Annotated in this window: 21 protein-coding genes and 2 pseudogenes; 5 read left to right on the top strand and 18 right to left on the bottom strand. The window is 37.0% G+C overall.

Features of this window, described 5'->3' with window-relative positions:
* Positions 1–25: 25 nt before the first annotated feature.
* The 5 genes from J2S17_RS01090 to J2S17_RS01070 form a co-directional block, all read right to left on the bottom strand.
* A complete protein-coding gene (locus J2S17_RS01090; RefSeq protein WP_307471051.1) occupies positions 26–871 on the bottom strand; it encodes a MurR/RpiR family transcriptional regulator in 846 nt (281 codons plus the stop codon).
* Between the two features lie 265 nt (positions 872–1,136).
* On the bottom strand, positions 1,137–2,210 hold the full coding sequence (locus J2S17_RS01085) for an ABC transporter substrate-binding protein (RefSeq protein WP_307471049.1): 1,074 nt from the start codon (positions 2,208–2,210) through the stop codon (positions 1,137–1,139).
* Positions 2,207–3,010, bottom strand: coding sequence for an ABC transporter permease (locus J2S17_RS01080; protein ID WP_307471047.1), 804 nt, complete (start codon positions 3,008–3,010; stop codon positions 2,207–2,209). Before J2S17_RS01080 ends, J2S17_RS01085 begins: the two co-directional genes overlap by 4 nt.
* The gene (locus J2S17_RS01075; protein ID WP_307471045.1) at positions 3,007–3,813 is read right to left on the bottom strand and encodes an ABC transporter permease; all 807 of its coding nucleotides are present in this window, start codon (positions 3,811–3,813) and stop codon (positions 3,007–3,009) included. Before J2S17_RS01075 ends, J2S17_RS01080 begins: the two co-directional genes overlap by 4 nt.
* Positions 3,803–4,909: an ABC transporter ATP-binding protein gene (locus J2S17_RS01070; protein ID WP_307471044.1), complete on the bottom strand. Its 1,107-nt coding sequence runs from the start codon at positions 4,907–4,909 to the stop codon at positions 3,803–3,805. Before J2S17_RS01070 ends, J2S17_RS01075 begins: the two co-directional genes overlap by 11 nt.
* 172 nt (positions 4,910–5,081) lie before the next feature.
* Here J2S17_RS01070 and J2S17_RS01065 point away from each other — a divergent pair, with 172 nt between their 5' ends.
* The 3 genes from J2S17_RS01065 to J2S17_RS01055 are packed head-to-tail and all read left to right on the top strand — an operon-like array spanning position 5,082 to position 8,738.
* A complete protein-coding gene (locus J2S17_RS01065; protein ID WP_307471042.1) occupies positions 5,082–6,158 on the top strand; it encodes an endospore germination permease in 1,077 nt (358 codons plus the stop codon).
* Positions 6,159–6,162: 4 nt separating this feature from the next.
* Positions 6,163–7,611 (top strand): spore germination protein, encoded by a 1,449-nt coding sequence (locus tag J2S17_RS01060; protein ID WP_307471039.1) that lies wholly within the window; start codon positions 6,163–6,165, stop codon positions 7,609–7,611.
* On the top strand, positions 7,608–8,738 hold the full coding sequence (locus J2S17_RS01055) for a Ger(x)C family spore germination protein (RefSeq protein WP_307471038.1): 1,131 nt from the start codon (positions 7,608–7,610) through the stop codon (positions 8,736–8,738). Before J2S17_RS01060 ends, J2S17_RS01055 begins: the two co-directional genes overlap by 4 nt.
* Before the next feature lie 53 nt (positions 8,739–8,791).
* On the opposite strand, the gene J2S17_RS01050 is transcribed toward J2S17_RS01055, so the two are convergent.
* On the bottom strand, positions 8,792–9,907 hold the full coding sequence (locus tag J2S17_RS01050) for a metallophosphoesterase (protein ID WP_307471036.1): 1,116 nt from the start codon (positions 9,905–9,907) through the stop codon (positions 8,792–8,794).
* A 747-nt stretch (positions 9,908–10,654) separates the two neighbouring features.
* Between J2S17_RS01050 and J2S17_RS01045 the strand changes: the two genes are divergently transcribed.
* Together J2S17_RS01045 and J2S17_RS01040 are read left to right on the top strand one after the other, a co-directional pair.
* Entirely contained in the window at positions 10,655–11,683 is a 1,029-nt protein-coding gene (locus J2S17_RS01045) for an AI-2E family transporter (protein ID WP_307471034.1), read from the top strand.
* Between the two features lie 286 nt (positions 11,684–11,969).
* Positions 11,970–12,350, top strand: a complete 381-nt coding sequence (locus J2S17_RS01040; RefSeq protein ID WP_307471032.1) for a hypothetical protein — start codon at positions 11,970–11,972, stop codon at positions 12,348–12,350.
* A 65-nt stretch (positions 12,351–12,415) separates the two neighbouring features.
* Here J2S17_RS01040 and J2S17_RS01035 read toward each other — a convergent pair whose 3' ends face one another.
* The 12 genes and pseudogenes from J2S17_RS01035 to J2S17_RS00980 all read right to left on the bottom strand — a co-directional run bounded on the left by J2S17_RS01035 (position 12,416) and on the right by J2S17_RS00980 (position 22,132).
* Positions 12,416–12,988, bottom strand: coding sequence for a histidine phosphatase family protein (locus J2S17_RS01035; RefSeq protein WP_307471030.1), 573 nt, complete (start codon positions 12,986–12,988; stop codon positions 12,416–12,418).
* Complete coding sequence (locus tag J2S17_RS01030) at positions 12,985–13,440, bottom strand: HIT family protein (RefSeq protein ID WP_307471028.1); 456 nt, start codon at positions 13,438–13,440, stop codon at positions 12,985–12,987. The genes J2S17_RS01035 and J2S17_RS01030 overlap by 4 nt, the downstream gene beginning before the upstream one ends.
* 59 nt (positions 13,441–13,499) lie before the next feature.
* Positions 13,500–13,763, bottom strand: a pseudogene (locus tag J2S17_RS01025) (avidin-fold protein); the annotation flags it as partial.
* 29 nt (positions 13,764–13,792) lie between these two features.
* Positions 13,793–14,341 (bottom strand): histidine phosphatase family protein, encoded by a 549-nt coding sequence (locus J2S17_RS01020; protein WP_307471025.1) that lies wholly within the window; start codon positions 14,339–14,341, stop codon positions 13,793–13,795.
* 11 nt (positions 14,342–14,352) lie between these two features.
* Positions 14,353–15,342 (bottom strand): quinone oxidoreductase family protein, encoded by a 990-nt coding sequence (locus tag J2S17_RS01015; RefSeq protein WP_307471023.1) that lies wholly within the window; start codon positions 15,340–15,342, stop codon positions 14,353–14,355.
* Between the two features lie 335 nt (positions 15,343–15,677).
* Entirely contained in the window at positions 15,678–16,256 is a 579-nt protein-coding gene (sipW, locus tag J2S17_RS01010) for a signal peptidase I SipW (RefSeq protein ID WP_307471021.1), read from the bottom strand.
* Positions 16,253–16,693, bottom strand: a complete 441-nt coding sequence (locus J2S17_RS01005; RefSeq protein WP_307471020.1) for a hypothetical protein — start codon at positions 16,691–16,693, stop codon at positions 16,253–16,255. Before J2S17_RS01005 ends, sipW begins: the two co-directional genes overlap by 4 nt.
* 85 nt (positions 16,694–16,778) lie before the next feature.
* Positions 16,779–18,365 (bottom strand): M4 family metallopeptidase, encoded by a 1,587-nt coding sequence (locus tag J2S17_RS01000; RefSeq protein ID WP_307471574.1) that lies wholly within the window; start codon positions 18,363–18,365, stop codon positions 16,779–16,781.
* Between the two features lie 38 nt (positions 18,366–18,403).
* Positions 18,404–18,994 carry a CalY family protein gene (locus J2S17_RS00995; RefSeq protein WP_307471018.1) on the bottom strand — a complete coding sequence of 197 codons (591 nt, stop codon included), beginning with the start codon at positions 18,992–18,994 and terminating at the stop codon, positions 18,404–18,406.
* A 495-nt stretch (positions 18,995–19,489) separates the two neighbouring features.
* On the bottom strand, positions 19,490–20,272 hold the full coding sequence (locus J2S17_RS00990) for an enoyl-CoA hydratase/isomerase family protein (protein ID WP_370874921.1): 783 nt from the start codon (positions 20,270–20,272) through the stop codon (positions 19,490–19,492).
* Positions 20,273–20,292: 20 nt separating this feature from the next.
* Positions 20,293–21,063 carry a 3-hydroxyacyl-CoA dehydrogenase gene (locus J2S17_RS00985; RefSeq protein ID WP_307471016.1) on the bottom strand — a complete coding sequence of 257 codons (771 nt, stop codon included), beginning with the start codon at positions 21,061–21,063 and terminating at the stop codon, positions 20,293–20,295.
* Between the two features lie 18 nt (positions 21,064–21,081).
* A pseudogene (locus tag J2S17_RS00980) lies at positions 21,082–22,132 on the bottom strand (thiolase family protein).
* Positions 22,133–22,171: the final 39 nt, after the last annotated feature.

The following is a 22,171-nucleotide window of genomic DNA, read 5'->3' as shown; positions in this document are numbered from 1 at the left end:
TTTTCACCCCTTATATGATTTACAGTTAATATGGCTCAAAGTAATCACGATATAATAGATCGTATTCTTTATTCCGATTTTCAAATCCCTCACGATTCTTTAAGGTTGTACCTGCAACTGCTGCATTTAGAAATGAAAATAGAACAGGTGTTGAATCAATCGTCGATCGGCCAGTTGGGATGAGAGGAAACAATAAATCTGCATGCTTTTGCAATGGCGATAAAGGTGAATCAGTTATGCCAATTACATATCCTGCTTGTTTTTTTGCAACTTCAGTAAACTTTATTGTCTCCTTCACATAGCGATGAAATGAAATGGATATAAGTAAAGATGTTTCACTCATTGATTGAAGGAGATGCAGCAAATCATCTGTATCTGAACGAATAAGCTTCACATGATCTCTTGCCAGCCCTAAAGTAAACGCCAGCCAGCTGGCAGCGGCAAAAGATGTCCTCGACCCTATGATGAAGATTTTTTCCGCTTCTTTAATTTTCTCCAACATCAATTCGAAATCTTCTTCATTGATTAAATCGATCGCCTGTTGGATTCTTTCACTATCGTTTTTCATCACTCTTGCATGTAAATGAGGCGCGTCAGCCAATGATTCTTTGGCGGTTACATAGGTTTGCAGGCTGCTTTTTTCTAATAACAGCTGCTCCCTTACACTTTTTTGCAATTCTGTAAATCCGGATAAACCCACTGCATAACAGAAACGGATGACCGTTGTTTCACTTACTCCAGACTGTTCTCCAATCTCAGTTGCAGATAACACTGCGATTTCCCTTGGGTGTTCAAGCAAATATTTAGCTACTTTTTGTTGACTCTTTGATAGATTGTCATAGGCTGAAGTAATAACTTCTTTTAATTTCATCTATTTCACCTTCATTTTGAAGTTTAAACTGAATATGCAATATATTTGAAGCACAAACTTCTTCTTTGAACAAAATTATCACAATATTTAATAAAGTTCAACCCTTTAATGAAAAAAAGAATAGATTAGTTGCGCAATAGTTTTGATTGACGTTCTTCAGGAATATTTAAATCCTCTAAGAAAGGAGGATGGGCGAATTTCCGTTTCATCTATTCTATAAAAAAGACCAACCAGCATCAAGCTAGTCGGTCGTTCCTGTTACAACTTATTTCCTATGCATCTTAAACTGTAAAAACAAGTCATTGTAAAAAGCTAACATTCGTTTGCCAAGGTTTTCATATACTTCAAGGCTTTCAGTTGTTTCTTCATCGGGATAAAAGCGTTCATCGTTAACTGTGTCTTCATCCAGGTAATTTAATGCTCCTTTGTTTGGCGTTGAGTAGCCTACATACTCTGCATTTTGTGCAGCTATTTCTGGATCGAGCATGTAATTAATGAACATATGAGCTGCTTCAGGGTTTTTGGTTGTTTTCGGAATAACCATATTGTCGAACCAGAGATTAGAGCCCTCTTCAGGCACGACATATTCGAGGCTCTCATTTTCCCATAGAACATCCTGGGCAATGCCTGACCACAGTACGGCAACCGCTGCCTCTTCATTTTGCATTAATAGCCTTATTTCATCACCTACAATGGCTTTTATATTAGGTGTTAAATGATCAAGTTTTTCTTTCGCTTCAACAAGGCGATCCTTGTTTGTTTCATTTAATGAGTAATTGAGGCTATTTAAGCCAAAGCCAATCACTTCTCTGGCACCATCTACCAGTAAGATATCATTCTTTAATGATGGATCCCAGAGGTCATCCCATTTGTTAAAGTCTAAATTTCCGACTTCTGCTGGATTATATAACACTCCAACTGTCCCCCAAAAATAAGGAATGGAGTATTCATTCTTTTCATCAAATGACAAGTCAAGAAATCTCGAATCTATATACGGTAAATTAGGCAATTTTTCATGATCGATTGGCAGTAATAAATCGTCTTCCTTCATCTTCTCAATCGCATATTCAGAAGGGACAGCAATATCATATGATGTACCTCCCTGCTGAATTTTTGTCAGCATCGCTTCATTAGAATCAAAGGTTTCATAAATGACTTTTATACCTGTCTCTTCTTCAAATTGACTGATAATATCTGGATCGATATAATCCCCCCAGTTATATACGGTCAAGGTATTATCACCGGTATAGCCTTGGGCTGTATTTAATCGATTGACAATATATAGCAATCCGAATGATACAACAAGGACAATGACGAGTGCACGAACGAGCTGTTTCATTGTCTAACCCCCATTCTGTTTGGGCGATCATTCTTCTTAGTAATAAAGTAATAGCCAATCACTAGAAGCAATGTAAACAAGAATAATAAGGCTGACAAAGCATTGATGCCTAACGACACGCCCTGCCTAGCAAGTGAATAGATTTCTACTGACAAAGTTGAGAAACCATTGCCTGTAACAAAGAAAGTCACTGCGAAGTCATCTAAGGAATAAGTCAGTGCCATAAAGAATCCAGCAAAAATCCCTGGAGTAATAAAAGGTAGAATCACTTTGGTTAACACATCAAATCTACTGGCACCCAAATCTAATGCTGCATAGATCATGCTCGTACTCATCTCTTCCAATTTAGGAAGTACCATTAAAACGACAATCGGTACACTAAATGCGATATGAGCAAGCAACACTGATATAAACCCAAGCTTGATCCCTATCATTGTAAAAAAGATCAAGAATGATGCACCAATGATTACATCAGGGCTGACAATAAGTACATTATTTAAAGAAAGCAAAGCATTTTTTGTCTGCCTTTTCCTCGCATAATAAATAGCAAGTGCACCCGCCACACCAAGAAGTGTGGAGATAGCTGCGGATAATAAGGCAACAATAATAGTATTTAGTACGATAATCAGCAGCCTTGTATCTTGAAAAATTTCTTTATACCATTCAAGGGTAAAACCTTCAAAACCATACATATCTCCGCCGCTATTAAATGAATAGAACACTAAATAAAAGATCGGGGCATAGAGAATCAAGAAAATCGCAACTAAATAAATGGAAGATAGTTTAAACTTTTTATTCATCGCAGCATCCCACTCTTTCTTTTTCCAGTTAACAGCATAATAATGACCATCGCAATAATTAAGAATACAGCTATGGTCGCACCCATGCCCCAGTCTTGCGTAACGAGAAAATGCTGTTCGATTGCGGTACCTAACGTTATTACACGATTACCTGCAATGAGTCTCGTCAGCATAAAGAGAGATAATGCTGGAATAAATACAATTTGACAACCCGCTTTTACGCCATCAAGGGTTAACGGAAAAATAACTCTTTTAAATGTTGTCAAAGGTGATGCTCCTAAATCATTGGAAGCATCTATCAATGACGGATTCAAATCATTAAGCGCATTAAAAATCGGTAAAATCATGAATGGAAGAAAAATGTAAACTGACACAAACACGAAGCTGAAATCAGTAAATAGGATTTGCTTTCCTCCGACACCCATCGCTTCTAGAAACTTATTCGCTGCACCGTAAGTACCAAAGATACCAATGAATGCATAAGCTTTTAGCAATAAATTAATCCATGAAGGTACGATAATTAATAACAGCCACAGCTGTTTATGCTTTGTCTTTGTAAGTAAATATGCAGTAGGATACGCAATGATAAATGTAAAGAACGTTATCAGAAATGCGTACCAAAACGAACTAAACGTCATCTTTAAATAAACGGGTGTAAAAAACTTCTTATAATTTTCTAATGTAAAATGCCCTTCAATGTTAAAAAAAGAATAATATAAAACAAGCAGAATCGGCGCTACAACGAAAAGTGCAATCCATAGGACATAAGGGATTAAATAATAATTGCGTGATTTAGTTCCCATGGCTTCCCTCTTCATAAGCTTCCAAACGCTTATCAAAATCTTCTTCTGTTTCGTCGTATCTCATGACATGAATGGCCTCAGATTCAAAATGCAATCCGATATTTTCACCAACTGTTGCTTTTTTAGTAGAGTGTACCAACCATTCATTGCCATCATTATCATAGCAGCTTATTTCATAATGCACGCCTCTGAATAATTGTGAATCGACCTTCACTTGCAGTTTTCCATCTTGTGGTTTAGTAATTTCCAAATCCTCTGGGCGAATGACAATCTCAACATCCTCATTGGGATGGAAGCCTCCATCCACACATTCAAAGGTTTTGCCAGTAAATTTCACGACATAATCTTCCAGCATTGTTCCAGAAACAATGTTTGATTCCCCAATAAAATCAGCAACAAAGCGATTAATTGGTTCATCATAAATATCATTAGGATTTCCGCTCTGCTCGATTTTTCCGTTATTCAGCACAAATATTTCATCTGACATAGCCAGTGCTTCTTCTTGATCGTGAGTAACAAAAATGAAGGTAATCCCTAAATTTCTCTGCAGTTCGCGAAGTTCGTATTGCATCTCAGTACGAAGCTTTAAATCTAAAGCAGAAAGCGGTTCATCGAGGAGAATGACTTCTGGCTCATTAACGATGGCTCTTGCAATGGCGACGCGCTGTCTTTGCCCCCCTGACATTTCCCTGATTTCACGGTTTTCGTACCCTTCTAAATTCACAAACCTGAGAGCTTCCTTTACCTTTTGCTCTACAATATTACTTTTCATCTTTTTAATTCTTAACCCGAAGGCAACATTTTCAAATACATTTAAGTGTGGAAATAACGCATAATCTTGGAAAACTGTATTTACTTGCCTCTTATTAGCAGGCAATTGATTTACCTTTTTGCCATTAAAATATATATTTCCATCTGACGGTTCAATAAAACCGGCAATTAATCGTAAAATAGTTGTCTTTCCACAACCTGAAGGTCCGAGTAATGTATAAAATTTCCCGCGTTCAATTTCGAACGAAACATTATCGAGAACGGCTGGGTCATTATCATATTGCTTTGTTACTTGTTGAAAACGAATAATGGTTTTATCAGTCATGTAAATCTCCTTCTGTAAAAGTTATCAATAAGTAATTTTAGTTTAAATAAACAACATTATCAATACAAGCAGGATAAAATCCTCATTTTATTCTATTAATATACACCCTTTTCAACTAGTGAATAATTATTGGTTATCCAGAAATAATAAGGGAAAAAACAGGTGACTTGATTTGGCTTATCAAATTAAATTTATTAGCGTTTCATATATTATCCTTTTAGGAGTAGGATTATTTGCACATGTGGAAATAATCCCTGCTGTATTATCAACTGCAGGCAGGGATTCCTGGATTAGTATGTTAATGGCCTTTATTCCTTTGGTTATCATGGTTCCACTTATATATAAGGTAGGATCAATATTACACAATAAATCGTTTATCCAACTATTCCATAAGGATTTAGGGGGCATTAAATTTTATTTGTTATTTAGCCCCCTTATTCTTTATCTACTACTTTCTGCATTTATTTCAGCCAAAGAAATTATTTATTGGTCTCAACTTAGCTTCATGCAAAATTTCTCAAGTTTTATCATTGCTTTAGTCCTACTGCTGGCATGTTTTTTTTGTACGCGGGCAGGCATTGAAACAATGGTGATTATTAGCAGCGTCCTATTGCCGATTGTTGTCTTTCTTGGCTTCTTTGTATCTTTTGCAAACATGAAAAAGAAGAACTATGAGTTATTGTTCCCTATATTTAAAGAAGATTTTTCTAACATACTTCAAGGTGTTATTTACACCGCCCTTCCTATCTTAGAAATGGCACTTGTGCTCTTCTTTCTGCCTTTTTTAAAAAAGAAAATAACGAAGAAACAATTATTTTTCTTAGGTTTTATCCTTATTGGCTTAATGTGCGGACCGACAATTGGCGCAATCGTCGAGTTCGGGCCAGATCACGCGGCAGACTTTCGTTATCCTGCCTTTGAAGAATGGCGGATCATTTCAATTGGCCGATATATCTCTCATACTGATTTCTTCGCGATCTTCCAATGGCTTTCCGGAGGGATTATCAGAATCAGTTTATTTGTATATATTTCAGCTCAGCTAATTACCAAAGGAAAAGAAAAAAAACTGCCTATAGATATTGTTTTTTTTATTTTTTTAATTGCTTGCGTTTTTCCACTGGATCAAGATTACTTTTACAATTTTGTGTATTATTTTTTCTTACCCATTTCATTTTTTGCTATTAGTGGACAATTTTTCATTGTGGGTATTTATGTAATAAAGAACAGACATAAATGGACAGGCGGGTGACATCATGCATAGAAAACACAACATATTTAACCCAGAAAACATACATAAAATATTCTATCATTCGTCAGATATTATGATTAAAAGTTTACCGATTAAAAATGTACCAAAAGGAAAGCTTACGATCGTTTATTGTAAGTCACTCATCGACCCTAAACTAGTTCAGTCTCTCATACTTCCTTTTCTATCAGATCATGAGTTGAATGATGATGCGCTATATAATTTAATTCAAAGTGATATTTTTGAAAAGAAAGATGTTGATGAAGCCAAGATAATTACTGAAGTTCTTGAAGGAAAACTAATGGCTATAACCAATTATAGAGAGAAGATATACTTTTTTGATTTAAGAAACCCTCCCGCTAGACAGCCTGAGGAGTCTGTTGTAGAAGTATCAATAACGGGACCTAAAGATGGTTTTATTGAGGACATTGATACAAACATCGCACTCATAAGGAAAAGGTTAAAAACCCCTACGCTTGTTACTGAAGATTTTACAATCGGGAAAAGATCCAATACAAAGGTATCGCTTTTATACATTAACGATGTGATTAATGAAGATTTACTCACAGACGTCCGCAACCGATTAAGCTCTATTGATATAGATGTATTACAAAGCAGAGATGAACTGTCAGATTTAATTACAGCTGAGAAATATTCCCTCTTTCCTTTAACAAACTTCACTGGCAGACCCGATTTTGTAACAGAATCCCTTAATCAGGGCAGATTCTCGATTGTCATGGATGGTGCACCTACAGTAATCATCGCGCCAATTAATTTAACCTTTTTAATAAAAACAGCTGAGGACAGCAATGTCAGTTTTTATTATGCTTCTGTCGAAAGGCTGCTGCGTATTTTCGGTTTATTGATTACGATTTTTTTGCCTGGTTTTTATACAGCGCTAATTACACATAATGTTGGACAGCTCCCATTACCATTAATTGCCACTATCACTATTTCAAAAATGGGTCTGCCCTTTTCAACACTCCTTGAAATGATCACGATGTTTATTATGTTTGAACTTTTTAAAGAAGCAGGTGCGAGGTTGCCTAAGGGCGTCGGACAAACGGTTGCTGTCATCGGCGGACTCATTATCGGAGATGCTGCCATCCGAGCAGGAATCACATCCCCTACTCTTTTAATTGTTGTTGGGGTTACTGCTATAGCAAGTTTTACCCTAGTAAATGCTACATTGAGTGGAAATATCTTTTTCATCCGTTTTGCGATACTGTTAATTAGTTACTTTTTTGGAATTTTTGGCTTTTTGTTATCGGTCATCTGTTTACTCATTCATCTATCTAAACTAAAATCATTCGGCAGTCCGTACCTAACACTCGGAAAAGATATGAACTTTTTTGAGGTACTTAAATCATTTATTAGATTCCCTATTACAGCACATAAAAAAAGAAATAACATCTACTCAGTTAAAGACAACACAAGGACAGGTGGAAAAAAATGAAATATCTTGCGGCAATCATCTGTACGATATGGTTATTATCGGGCTGTGGCGAGATTACAGAGGTCCAATACCAAGCATATGCAGTCGGTATAGGGATAGATTATAAGGATGATTTATTTCACGTCTATCTACAGTTCATGGATTTTTCTAATATTGCTAAGGTAGAGGGAAGCACAATTAATGCTGAAAAACCCATCTGGCTTGCAGTAGGACACGGTAATACAATCGATGAAGCCTTCATTGATTTATATAACGGCTTACAAATTAAAGCCAATTTTGATCAAATGAACCTGTTCATTTTCACAAGAGATGCCATTGATCAAAAACTAGGAGAAATCATTCAGTCATTTAACACAAATTTCAATTTCAGGCTAAATGGGTGGGTTTATGGAACAGAAGGAAATCTTGAAGAAATCCTTACAGCAAAGATGCCTTTTTTTTACCCTTATATTGCCTCACATATTGTACAACCGTACGATACCCATAGAGTTTCATCAGATATTCCGCCTTTATCTACTGAACAACTTTTATATAAAACAAAAGAAGAAACCAATACATTGATCTTTCCTATTGTTACAATAAAGGACAATATCATTCATATGGATAGTGATGATTTTCCTGTAACAACTCTTAATGGAGCTTTTTTTAATAAAGGCTACAAACTTCTCGGCTCACTATCCAAAGAGCAAATATTTGGTTTCATTAGGATAAATAGCAGATCTGAAAGAACGCTTTTGCATGTTTATTTTGAAGATATTAAAAGCCCCGTAAGTATTGAGCTGCGAGACCCAAAAGTAAAAAGAAAAGTAAAGGAAAAGGATGGTGAAGATAGATATCAGTTAAATATTAAAGTATCTGTCAACTTAAGAGAAGGAGCAGAAAATAAAGATCCGCAGGAAGTAGAGGGGAGAATCATTAAAGAGATAAAAAGGAATGTGATGGAGTCCGTCAACAACGCAAAGGAAATCGGTGCAGATATCTATCGGTTTGAAGACTATTTATATCGATATAAACATAAACTTTGGAAGGAAAAAAAACACGAAATGATGTTTAATAATTTTAATGAAGAGGACATAAACGTAAAGGTTACTTACGTAAAAAGTATTAATAAAATATATGGGAAGTAAAAAAAAAACTAAAAGCTGCATTTTATCTACAAGCAAAAAGCTAACAGCTACTGTTAGCTTTTTCCATTTCTTCTTTTAAACTTAATTATTTGGTGATGATCGTATTCCATTACATTATTTATAACTGGGTCACTTGAACTGAGAGGCATCTTCTTTTTGTTTTTCATTCGCATGATCGGACTAACAGATGATGTACTTTTATTAACTTTCCATCCGTTCTTATTTTTCATGAGCTCCAGGTCAACAATGCCAAGATGATTACCCCAATAGCCTGCCTGTACAATCGCAGGCTCCCTGTTCTCGACAAAATCACCCGGTTTTAAAGGGTATAGAGAATGTGTATGACCAAACAAGATGACATCAATACCCTTTACCTTACTTAATGACTCAACAGAGTTTCCTTCCTTTACTTCTAGGCCACTATCTGCTTCCATGCCGACATGGGCAAGGGCAATAATAATATCTGCTCCTTCCTCCTTCATGATGGGAATATAATGCTCAGCGGTTTTCGTTATATTTTTCACGATTAGTTTATTGTGAAAATACTTCTTATCCCATTCAGCAACGATTGGGGTAATGAAGCCAATCACACCGACCTTCACTTTTTGTTTAACACCAGATGTATCTACCCACTCTTTTTCTTGAATGAGATAAGGAGTAAACATATTCGCATCTGCAGTTGGGTCTACTTTTTGATCATCAATATATATATTTGCATTTATGTAAGGGAATGCAGCCCCTTTCAAGCTTTCCATTAAAAAATTTAAACCATAATTAAATTCATGATTTCCGACTGTCGCTGCATCATAATTAAGTGTGTTCATTGCTTTAAACACAGGATGAATCTTGCCAGTGTATAATAATCTGCTTTTAAATGCATATTCTCCAAGTGCATTGCCTTCCAATATATCCCCAGTATCAAACAAAAGTGTATTTGGTGACGTCCTTCGTTCACTCTTTATTAATGAAGCTGTTCTAGCTAAACCAAATTCTACTGTCGGCTGTTTTAAATTGTAATTATAATCAAGCATATTCCCATGCAAGTCGGTTGTTTGTAATATCTTCAATTTTACGGATGGTAGGTGCTCTTCCACTGCTGCAATTTGCTGACAGGGAGTATGTAATCCAAGACTCATAAGTAAAATTAGTAAAAGCGTAACCTTCTTCATCCTTTCACCCCATGCTCGCTAATGAATCATTATTTTGCCTCATCCAATGATAATTAGTCAGGAAAAGGGGTGAAAGTGAAATATTCATTCAATCCATGTTCAACTCAATAAACTAGAAAAAAGATTGAATCAAATGTTTATTCTCACTTTAACCATCATTTTTATGAACGATATTAAATAAGAAGTAAAAAAACGAATCCTTATATATAGGTACGTATTTATGAGAACTCTGCAAATTACAAATCTTTTTTTTGAAAACATAGTTAGAGATATGAAAATCATTGAAAGTATTATAAAATGTATGTTAGGGTTCATTTTGAAAGGATGTAGAAATTGCTCAGAGTGTTTTTTTCCATAATAATATTGATCATATCACTTTATCCACCCTTTACGATATCTAGTGATATAAAAGCTTTCACTGACAATTCCCAATCCGATATGGAGGAACTTACTCCAGATATGTCGGTCATTCTGAAGTCATCGTTTTTGAAAGCCCATTTTAGTGGTGCTGTTTATATGGACATAAAGACACACACCGAAAGACTCAGTCTCAAAAGAATGAACTTGCCTGTCAATAAGGATCAATATGTTCATTTGCCTGGAGAGCAACCATTCAATATCGCTGTTAAATTTCAATCCAGTTATCTTTGTTAGCTCCAATTAGTTTTAACTTCATATTTTACACTGTAGAGGATCAAGTTTCTTCTCAGTCAACATTCTTATTTACATAGGAGGTCAACAAAGTTAATGGAAAATGTTAAATCATACTTTAACAATAGCGGAATCAAAAGAGTGATTATTTTTGCTATTTTAGTTTTTGTTTTATTTCTTATGAGAAGTATGATAAATGTCATTCTAATCACTTTTATCATTTCATTTTTAATGGACAGATTGGTCAATCTTGTCTTAAAGAAAGTCAACATTAACCGAAAATTCACTGTCGTTAGCTTATATTTGCTCATCATTGGACTTCTATCCATCGGCATTAGCAGATATTTGCCTATGATCATTTTTGAAATTTCTCAACTAATCAGTCAAATGCAGTCCTTCTTTAGTCAAAAACACGATAATATCATCTTGAATTACATTACTGCAATGTATGAACGAAATGAAATATCGTCATACTTAGAGCAAGGCGTTACAGTCCTGCTAAAATATTTCTCTGATATCAGCACATTTGGAATTCAGTTATTGATTTCATTAATCCTAAGTTTGTTCTTTGTTCTTGAGAAACCAAAGTTAATGAAATTCACCAGCAAATTTAAACAAAGTAAAGTTGCTCCTTTTTATAATGAGATTGCTTATTTTAGCTCAAAATTTGTGCAAACATTCGGTAAGGTTATTGAAGCACAGTTTATCATAGCACTTGTAAACTGTGGATTGACTACATTTGCATTATGGATTATGGATTTCCCTCATTTAATGGGGTTATCCATTTTAATATTCTTCTTAGGCTTGATTCCTGTAGCTGGTGTGATTATATCGATTATTCCGCTCAGTTTAATTGCCTATACAATTGGTGGGTTTATGCTCGTGCTCTACCTCCTAATTGTTATCATGATTATTCATGCAATTGAAGCATATATTTTAAATCCAAAGCTTATGTCTTCAAAAACAAACCTTCCAGTATTTTACACTTTTGTTGTTCTCATCTTCGGCGAACACTTCTTCGGAGTCTGGGGGTTAATCGTCGGTATACCTGTATTCGTCTTCCTTCTTGATGTTTTAGGAGTACAAGGAAATGAAGAGAGCAAGGATAAACTCATAAAAACTTAAAAACAGCTGCTTTGCAGCTGTTTTTTTCATTCTTATAAAGCTTACTTACAGTAAAGCAAACTTTACTTTATACTTAAAAGAAGTAGGAAAAGAAAGGGTATGCAATGAAAAATCGAATGAAAAATTAAGACAAAAAATGGCATTTCATAATAACAGATGGCAAACCATTATTCAATTGTGAAAGGGAGATACAACCTTCTCTACCACTAGATATTCACATTGCACACTGTTTCCGTTCAAACGTAGAGGCTGTATTATTATTAAATGAAGAGGAGAAGATTGAAGAATGAGGAATAAGGATGAGCAAGGATACGTCAGAAGTTTTATATTCTTTGGTAGTATATTTTTCATTATAGGTGTGATTATTTTGCTCATTGGCAATCAAGAGATACTAGGTGCATATACTAGTTTATTTGCACTTAGCTTCATGTGTTTTTGTCTGGCTTACTTATATCCCCAAATAAAGGAAAATGATGAACGGGCACAAAAGATTAGAGAAAAGGCCATGTATAATGGCTATATTTTTTTAATGGTTTATATAATAATATTTATGTTCCTTTTTCGCTTTAATCTTATTCAGCTTGATGGCAGTCAAACGATTAATTTACTATCCTGTCTTATAATTGTAACGCTTTTTAGTAACTTAGTTGTACTTGCAAAGCGGTAATGATAAATCTTTTAAACATTAATTGAAAAAAATCGTCTCGATAATCAAGAAGAAACAGCCAACGATTATGACTGTTCCCTGTCCCCCCAAATACGGTGTACATTGATCAGCTGATCTTGGTCAAATGTTAGTTGATAAATGTTAGGCATACTTAACGTTTGCCAAAATTTAAAATCATACTGTGCGTCAAAGTAATTCATAATAAGCGTCATGATATTTCCGTGAGTCCCAATCACAATATTTCCCCCGTGAAAATTTGATAATACTGTCTGGAATGCAGCAATTCCCCGCCTTTGCGCAACTTCATTTGACTCCCCGCCTTCCACATAAAAGCTTGGATTCTCCCACACTTTATGGATTAAGCGGTTAAAATCAGCTGTTTTTTCAGGACTAAGAAGCCTCTCCCGCAAATCTTCGTTAATAATGATTGCCTTCTTATTCTTCTTTGCTATTCCTTGAACTGTTTGAATTGCCCGGTTATATGGACTTGATATGATCGCATCTGCATCTAATCCGCTTAGTAAGTCTGAGACTTTTTCGGCATCTTTAAAGCCTTGCTTAGATAATCCGCGATCCAGCTCATCAGTCGTATATACAGAATGGGCATGCCGAACAAGGCATACATTAGTTAGGATCATGAAAGGCTTTTCTCATCTACTAAAAACTCTTTCAATCGATGGCAAACTTTTTCTATATCATGTTTACCACCTTTTCTTGCCCCAGGCCATTTCATAACGGCTCCTGGACCCCAATACTCTTCAGGAGTATCTGAATATCTAGGTATGATATGCATATGTAAATGGGGAACAGCATCTCCAGCGACAAAAGCATATATATGCTCTGCCCCTTCGATAACTTTCAACCCCTGTCTCAGTTTATTTAAGAGACTGCCAAATGCTTTTGACTCATCATCTGTCATATCCCCTAAACCGGGTGCATGCCGTTTTAAATCAATCATCATATATCCAAGATAATGATCATCGTCTTCTGAATAGATATGACCTGCATAAACATATTCATCTTCATAAACGGTACCACCACTTACTTTTATTTCACCAGAATGCTTTTTGCAGATGAAGCAAGTACTCATTTTAATACACCTCTCTTTTTATTGAAATGTGTTTTTGCCTACCTAACTCATAGCTTTTATCATAGGGCCTCTTCTACAATCGAGCTGCCTTTACCTTCCTGATTGTCTGTCCATTTCCACTTTTCATATAAACGAATCCGACCATCTTGCAGAACAACAGGCGCAGATTCACATTTCCCACCCCTAATCTCTCCGTTTTGATTGATATGATTATAGTGAAAGGTTAAGCTTCCATCTCCATGAACAATGCCAATAAGAGTGCCTTTCACAATGTTTCCCCCATAGTAATCGCCAAATAAGATACTTTCTTCTTGTACTACTCCAACAAAGGTCTTATCTTGCTAGTTAATCACTATTTATCACTCCAAATCCTCTTATAGCTCATATTTTCATTAAAAAACGTCAATTGATAAACATCTGGATTCGTCAGTGCTTGCCAGCTTTCAAATCCGAAACCCTCATCATATTTTTTTAATAATAATGAGAGTAAATTTCCATGAGAAACAATGAGAATATTTTCACTTTCGCTTTGTAACACCTCATTAATTACTGCTGCAATTCGATTCATCGCCTCTAAACTGGACTCCCCACCTGGAGGCTTCAGGTTCAAATCAGTAAAAGATAATTGCAAAAGCTCACGCCAATTCGGCAGATCTTCTGTGCTCAATACTCTTTCTTTCAGACGTTCATCCATTTCTATATCTAGCTTTTTATTAGTGCTTACCTTGTTAATTGAGCTCTTCGCACGGATAAATGGACTGGAGACAATTTTATCTACTTCTCTCTCTTTAAAAAATTCCGCTAAAGACTTCGCCTGCTCCTCGCCTTTTTTTGTTAACGGCGCTTCGGGAGGCTGTCCCAGAGCTTCACAATGCCTAATTAAATATACTTTTTTAGTCATGTTTTTCTCCTCTAGTCAAGATCGTTAGAAATATCTAATAAAATTTTCCCTGTACTCATCCTGCTTTCCATCAACTGATGAGCTTTCCTTGCCTCTTTTAACGAAAATTGTTCTCCTATCTGAATCTGCAGCTTCTCTTCCACCAGTAAGTTAAGGACCTTTTCCGCTGTAGGCAATAGTAAAGCTGGCCGCTGCTTTCTCGTTGTTCCTAAACTAAAGCCCAACACCGATCGGCAGCTAGCATGAAGATCACTTGTTTTAATCGTTCCTGCGAACCCGCTGCTATTGCCAAACTGAATTAATCGTCCATAATGTGCTAAACAAAGCAGGCTATCACTAGTAGTAGTTCCTGCAAGAGAATCGAGAATAATATTTACACCCTTGCCATCTGTAAGATCATTTACGATTTCATGGAACTCATCATTCTCTCGACTAATCACATAATCAGCGCCAGCCTTAAGAGCGATCTCCTTCTTGCTCTCATGACCAACGGTTCCGATAACTTTTCCCGCACCTAATATTTTTGCAAGCTGAACGGCAGTGCTACCCACACCGCCAGCAGCTGAATGAATCAAAACCGTTTCGCCTTTGTCCATCCTCGCAATTTGCGACAATAGATGATAAGACAAAAAGCTAACAGTCGGACATGCAGCTGCTTCTGTGAAGGATAGATGTTCAGGAAGGTGATAGGTTAGAATCTCTTCCGCTGCTGCATATTCTGCATACGAGCCCGATGCTGGGAAAGCTATGACTTTGTCACCCTCTTTCAGCCGTGTAACTTTTTTTCCAATCCTTACAACCACACCTGCCGTATCAAGCCCTGGAACAAAAGGGAAATTCCCTTTATCTTTGTTGCCCATACGCGTTTTAATATCTGCGTAATTAACACTGCTCTTCATTACTTTAATTAGAACTTGTGTTTCGGTTATTTGCGGTATGTCAGTATCTATGTATGATAATACATCTGCAGTCCCGTGTTCATAGACCATTATCGCTTTCATCTTTTTCCACCTCATCCCATATATGTATATATTACATAAAAAACTCGGAAATTTCAGTTATTTCATTTGGGTTTTCTCATTTTATAGTGGGGATTGAGGGGATATTTAGGGATATCGGTGATCATTTCGTTTTATCGGCGATTTTTTTCATATATCAGCGATCATTTCATTATATCGCCGACTTTTCTTATATATCGGCGCTTATCCATTCCAACATCAAAATTTCAAAAGTCTCATCCATCTAAATAGCTTTTTACTCCTTAAACAAGGTGCTTCCCCTAAATTAAATTGCAGATTGCCATAAAAAAATCACGCTTATGAAATTTAGCGTGATTTTAGACGATATTTTCCTTGGATTGAATCTCTTCTGTTTTTTTATCAACTTCTCTTAGCCCTTGATAGATGGTAAATGCAGCATAGACCAATAAGATGAGGCCTGGGCCAATTAAAAGAAGTGCGCTTCCTTCTTTGGATTGAGCAAAATCAACAAAATAACCTGCATATGGAATCGTAAACCCTGAATAGACAGCCGTCACATTTTCAGCGAGGACTAATTCAAGATCGATGGCATTATTGTTATCACCTTTCGTTTCATACATTACATGGCTTTCATTGGTTTGTACATCTGTTATTCTATGCGTAACTAAAATATCATCTTTGGTTTGAAAAGTGATGACATCTCCCGCTTTAAGCGCTTTCTTTTCCTCTCCATTTAGAGGATTAACCGCAATGATTGAACCAGTTTGAAAAGTCGGCTCCATTGACCCTGATAAGACTGCTTTTAATTGATGGCCAAAGATTAATGGCTCTCCTCCTGATGCTTTTGAGGAGATAACAATAAAGGCTAAGGCCGCAATATTCACAAACATGACAAAAGTAATAATCGAACTTACGACTTTGAAAGCTTTCTTCACTCCTCGTCACCTCCATCCGTTTTCTTGTCTAACTCACCTTCAGCTTCAACTTCATGTTGTTCTTCTTTAGTTTTTTCATCTTCTTTTGGTTGTTCTTCTTCGGTTACTTTTTCTATTTTTTCTTTTTCAGCTTCAATCTCTTGATCAGCTTCCTTATCTTTTGATGCATCTTTTTCTTTAATCGGCTCTTCCTCGGTCTCCTGTGGTTCTTCCGCTATTGGCTCACCTTCTTCAACTGGCGGTTCGTCTTCTGCTATCTCCCATTCCCCTGCCTGTGCTTGGATGATTACGGAACTGGAGGTGGTGTATAATGCATTTGTTTCACCTGTTAACGATATGGTCATTCCATAGAATAAAAACCATACAACACCAAGCTTTACAATCACTTGTAAATGCTTGCTCGTTTTCCATAATTGTTTTAATTTTTTTGATTGCATATCGGTGCCACCCTCTAACTTTAAAAATAAATAGGTAAAACTAGCTACCTATTTTTCATTATAGATAGCTAGTTTTAATTAGTTTTTAGTAAACCCCAACAGAATTATAGGCTTGTTTTACAGCATTGACTGCGTCTGAATTACTTCCATATAAATCTGTTGCCGCTTGAATTGCTGCTTGCCTCATCATTGCGAAGTTAGAGCTTGATGTTAGGTAAGTAGATAGGGCGCGATAATAGATTTGTTCTGTTGCTTCACGTCCGACACCAGTTACTTGTACACCATAATGCTCTCCTCCTTCAGAAACGAGGTAAGCTGCTTTATTATTAATACTGCTGTTGATATGAACGCCGCCACTATCAAGCGTTCCTGTATATCTGCGATCCCAGTGATCAGGATATGGTGCTTGCGTCCTGTTTTCAATTAATACAGCTGGATCCTCTAAAGAACGAAGACCGATTGCACCGTTTGCCATAATATCTTCACCGATTATCCAGTTTTCACGATCCACCATTGCACCAAATATATCTGCAAAAGATTCATTTAAAGCTCCTGATTCGTTTCGATAAATGAGGTTCGCTGTATGCTGAATAACACCGTGAGACATTTCATGAGCAGCAACATCCAGTCCACCTGCTAGACTATGGAAGCGCATGCCATCGCCATCACCATAGGACATATATACACCATTCCATGATGCGTTATTCCAATTCTCCCCAACATGTACTCGAGACAGGAGACGCTGTCCTCTATTATCTACAGAATTCCGACCAAATGTTCCTTTGAAATAATCATATGTTTTTTGAGAATTCGCATGTGCATCAATCGCTGCTCCATCACGGAACATTTTGCTTACACTTGTTACGTCCTCATTGATGTTATTATCGTAATCGTAAGTAATCACCCCTTGCCCACGCGTTTGATCATGCAAGCGGAATAAACCATCAATGAAAGATGCTTCAAACATTTGCTTGCCGCCAAACACACCGTGACCGAAAGCAGTCACTTCATGTGCCGCATTAAAGCTATCAATTACTTCACCTGTAGCAGTATCAATAAAGTAATGCCAGAATCCAACTTCTGGATTGCTTGTTGATGCGGTTACAAGATAAGTACTGTAGAAACTTCCATTATGTTCATAGATAAATGGCTCTAGCTTTAATTCTCCATCATAAGATGATACTTCGCCAATCTCTGTTTCAATTCCTGCTTTAGTGATTTCAATTGCCTCTTTTTTTGTGATAGAGACCTTCGTATTGATTTTTTCTCCATCTAAATTAGGAACCACTTTTCCGAAAAAGGATGTGACTTCATTGTTGCTGCTTAATGACAAGGTTTGATCCGCACCGTAGACAGGAATTCCTTTATAAAGCTGATCAACCTTAAAGTGGTGTGTTCCTGTCTCCTTATCGTTTATTTCTTCTTTTATTTTAAAGCTTTCTGCTGCTTCAGCCTTCATCATTTTAAATTTCCCGCTGTTTTTTGTAAGGTAAGCGATTGCAGCTTCCTTTTTACTTAAGCCAGCAGGCGCTTTCCAGTTCTCAATGATATATGAAGGTGTAGAATAGTCATCATGGAAATTAATCTTGTAAGACTCAGCACTGGCTTCACCACCAAGTGCACCTAAAGCGATTGATAATGCGAATGCGGTTGAAATCACCTTTGTTTTAATCTTCAATTTTCCTAACCTCCTAAGCTATCATTTTAGTCTTACAGATTTTCCCCTTCGCCTTGAGTCGCATTAAATATCCATTCCAGTGAAAGGCTGTCACCTTGGTATGCATTTTGCTCCTCACCATTATCGATAAATTCAAATTGAACCCATAGTTCATTTGATTGACCTGGTTCTATTCCACCCTTTTGAGCCCATAATGGATCCCATAAATCTCGTTTTACCACATCTGGATCCATGTTTTGTAGTTCATAAAGGGTTGTCTCAAAAATTGGTTCACTTTCTTTGTCCCAATTCCACAGGAAGTTCACTCTGATATGTTTGCCGAAATCTTCAACATTATCATTTGCAGCATCATTAACTGTATAGTTAGTAACTAGATTAATATTAGCAATTTTCAAGCTGCCGTTATTTTCAAGAATAAATTCTCTTGTCATTGTATCCCCTGGTTTAATATTATCAATATTGATAACAGCTTCAGGATTAACAGATAAATCCAATGTCCCAGCAGCAAATGTATTTTGTGTCGTAACCGTATCGCTAAAATAAGCAAAGGTTCCACCACCGATTAATGCAATACCTAATGCTGCAGACGCTACGCCCATTCCAAGCTTTTTCTTAATACCCAACTTAATTTCCTCCCCTTTTAACAGATCATTCTTCATTCCCCATAATGCTTAAAACGTTGTTTCATTTCCCCCTTTTTATCAATTTTTATCTATATGTAAATCATTGATGAAAAATGGATTTGTATACAAAATAAGTTTATAATGGTTTTATATGTAAAATATTACTTTGTTTTGAATTTTCTGATAAGGGTAGTATGTCCCATCTTAATCTAGTATTATTACTCTATTTATTTCGGTTTTCGCGAGATATAGGCAAAAATACCTGAATAGGTTAGCCTAGTAGGTTAATTTAGCAGGAGTTCTAGAAAAGTATAGTTTTGAAATGAAATTTTTTTATGAGGTAATAGTCCTTTGTATTAATGAAAAAGGTATGGATTGAATAAGAGATTTTTCACTGAGGGAGTATAGCTGATTTTCCTATTTTTAAAAATTTCAAGAATGGAATCTTTCAAATTAAAAAGCTGACATGAATATCATTCACGACAGCTTTTTATACTACTTCCCAATAAATTGTGGTTTTCGCTTCTCTAAAAAAGCTTGAACACCTTCCTTCACATCCTCCGTGAGAAATAGCTCCTGGAATAGTTCTGCTTCCCTTTTGATAGCTTGATCAAACGGAAGCTCTAGTCCTTCATCGACCGCTTTTTTTATGTTTTTTATAGCGACAGGAGAATTACAGGTAATTCTTTTCGCTAGCTTTAGACCAGCTTCTAATCCGTTGCCTTTTGGAACCACGCTATTTACCAGACCGACTCTTAACGCTTCTTCTGCGTTGATATGCTGTCCGGTGAACATAAGCTCCTTTGCCTTTGCTTCCCCTATTAATCTAGGTAATCTCTGTGTGCCTCCTCCACCTGGCAATAATCCGAGGGTGGATTCCGGTACACCCAAGAGGGCTTGTTCTTCAGTGATTCTTATATCACATGTGAGCGCCAGTTCACATCCTCCTCCAAGCGCATAACCGTTTATTACAGCAATCGTCGGTTTTGGTGAAAAATCAATTTTATTTAATGTTTCATGGGTTTTTAAAAATCCCGGTACTAAATTAGGGTTACCGATTCTTTGAGGAAATCCCTTAATATCTCCACCAGCCATGAACGCTTTTTCGCCTGCGCCCGTGATAATGATGCATAATACATCATCATCCATATTAAGACTGGTAAAGGCATCATTAAGCCCTTCAATCACACCTGGACTTAAAGTGTTCATTGGTGGGTTATCTATGGTTACAATCGCAATTTTATCCTGTTTTTCTACCTTTATCAGAGACATCATCATTCACCTCGAAGTTTTTTATTTTATTTAGGCTGCATTCTAATAGCGCCATCTAAACGAATGACTTCACCGTTTAACATCGTGTTAGCAAAAATTGATTCTACTAGATGAGCGTACTCATGGGGCTGGCCTAATCGCTGTGGGAATGGAACCATTTCGCCTAGTGCTTTTCTTACCTTCTCAGGTGCGTTCCCCAGAAGTGGGGTTTCAAATAATCCAGGTGCAATTGTTAAAACACGAATACCAAGTTCCGCTAAGTCCCTTGCTATCGGAAGGGTCATTCCGACGATTCCGCCTTTTGAAGCACTATAAGCCGCCTGTCCGATTTGGCCTTCGAATGCTGCGACAGAAGCAGTGTTTACAATGACTCCTCTTTCTCCATTCTCATCCGGTTCATTTTGCGCTATTTTTTCGGCTGCCAAACGAATGACATTAAACGTTCCAATCAAGTTGACATTGATTACTTTTTTAAAGCCATCCAATTCAAAAGGACCTTTGCGGCCATAGGTTTTTTGGGCATTGCCGATTCCTGCACAGTTTACAGCGGCTGTGATTTTGCCGAATTTATCTATCGCTTGAGCAAGAGCCGACTTTACATCTTCTTCCTCATATACATTTGTCTTGGCAAATAATGTGTTAGCCTCACCCAATTCATCTACTAAACTTAAACCGCGATCCGCATTTAGATCAAGAATGACAACTTTTCCGCCTTTGCTCACGATATTTCTTGTTGTCGCTTCTCCTAGTCCTGATGCTCCGCCCGTTACTATCACTACACTTTTACTAATATCCATTTAATCAGCTCCTTTGTATTAAGAAATTATTTCTATAATGGTTGCGTTTGACATGCCATGACCTTCACAAACAGTCATGAGCCCATAACGACTTTCCCTACGCTCCAGCTCGTGCCAGAGTGTCGTCATAATTCTCGCTCCACTGCAGCCAAGCGGGTGTCCAAGAGCAATTGCCCCCATTAGGATTCATTTTCGTTTGATCTGCACCGGTTTCGTCCACCAAAATGAGCGGTCCAGGTGCAAATGCTTCATTTACTTCATATACAGCCATATCTTCGAGTGTCAGCTTTGCCTTTTCTAATTCTTTTTTTGTCGCTGCAATCGGACCAGTTAGCATTAATGTTCGGTCTGATCTGACGACAGATCTTGCAAGTATACATGCATGAGGCTTTAATCCTAGCTCTTCCGCTTTTTCCCTTGACATGATTAAAACAACAGAAGCACCATCACTTATTTGACTTGAATTTCCCGCATGGGTTTTCCTATCCTCTTTAAAGACCGTTTTGAGTTTACCTAGTTTTTCAATGCTGGTATCTGCTCTCGGTCCCTCATCTTTTGAAACGTATGTTTTCGTTCCATCAGTCAATGTAACTTCAACAGGGACAATTTCCTTCTCAAAGCGCCTTTCTTTAATCGCTGCCACTTCACGTCTATTACTTTCTAAAGAAAACTCATCAAGCTGAGTTCGAGTATATCCCCTTTGATCAGCGATTCTTTCTGCAGAATCACCTTGATGAATCACCTCATATTTTTCATAATAATCATTGCTATGTTTAGCCCCTTGAGCGACAGAGCCTATTGGAATTCTCGACATGCTTTCTACCCCGCCTGCAACCAAAACATCCATATCACCGCTCAAGACTGCCTGAGCTGCAAAATGAATCGCCTGCTGACCCGATCCACATTGTCTTTCAACCGTAACGCCTGGCACTTCAATTGGATAATCTGCTATTAAGGCTGCTACCCGGGCTATATCATAGCCCTGCTCTCCTACCTGCTGAATACAGCCAAAGATTACGTCCTCTACTAAACTGGCAGAAATTCCGGCTCTCTTAACTACCTCTTTCAACGTTAATGCAGCAAGATCTTAGGGTGAACTCCGCTTTCG

This window comes from Cytobacillus purgationiresistens, assembly GCF_030813235.1.
GTDB lineage: Bacteria > Bacillota > Bacilli > Bacillales > Cytobacillaceae > Cytobacillus > Cytobacillus purgationiresistens.
This window is presented reverse-complemented; position numbering and strand designations above follow the sequence as displayed.